Source organism: Actinoallomurus acaciae, from assembly GCF_042429965.1.
GTDB classification, from domain to species: Bacteria; Actinomycetota; Actinomycetes; order Streptosporangiales; family Streptosporangiaceae; genus Actinoallomurus; species Actinoallomurus acaciae.
In genome coordinates this window covers 1-786 of the sequence record NZ_JBHLZP010000963.1, presented here as the reverse complement: position 1 = coordinate 786, position 786 = coordinate 1, and the positions used below count along the sequence as shown (strand labels likewise).

Below are 786 nucleotides of genomic sequence, written 5' to 3'. Positions count from 1 at the left end.
GGCTTCGGTCTGAGGTGGTGGAGGGGGAGTTCCGGCTTCGGTCTGAGGTGGTGGAGGGGGAGTTCCGGCTTCGGTCCGAGGCAGTACAGGGGGAGTCCCGCCTTGGGGCCGAGGCGGTGCAGAGGGAGTCCCGCTCTCAGTTCAAGGCGGTGTAGAGGAGTCCCGCCTTCGGACCAAGGCGGCGGTGGGAGAGCCCGGCCGTCGGCCCGAGCGGTGTAGGGGGGGTCCCGCTCTCGGCCCGAGGCGACGCAGGGGCCCTCCCCTCGGCCGAGGCAACGCGGGGAAAACCCTCCAAGCGAATTATCCACAGCCGCCCCGTCGGCCTTCCGCCCGAGGATTCCAGCGCTTGACAATGGAAATGGGCTGAGCCCGGTTGCGTCCACGGGTGTGGTGTAGTTTCCGCTGGTAGAAGGCGTGGCGTCGTGAACCGAGACGGCCATCGCATGATCCTTCGAGAGATGGATGATCAACGAAGGGGAACAACGCGATGGCCGTGGGTAACAGTGTGGACCCTGCAAGCTGGTTCGCCGAGCCGATCGGGGCGTGTGACCCGGATCTGTTCAGGCAGATGGTCAAGACAAATGGCCGAGGCGCTCATGCCGGCCGAGGCCGATGCGATGTGCGGGGCCGGCTACGGCGAACGCTCCGAGGCTCGGGTCAACAGTCGTAACGGCTACCGGGATCGAGACTGGGATACCCGTGCGGGGACGGTGGCTGTTGCTTTTTGAGCACGGTCTTCTGGAGTGGTAGATCCGGTGGTCTGGGTGATCGTTGGATGGGCGGGTG

General features: G+C 65.9%; 1 pseudogene. It reads left to right on the top strand.

Features of this window, described 5'->3' with window-relative positions:
• Positions 1-487: 487 nt before the first annotated feature.
• A pseudogene (locus tag ACFFNX_RS49395) lies at positions 488-722 on the top strand (transposase); the annotation flags it as partial.
• Positions 723-786 lie beyond the last annotated feature (64 nt).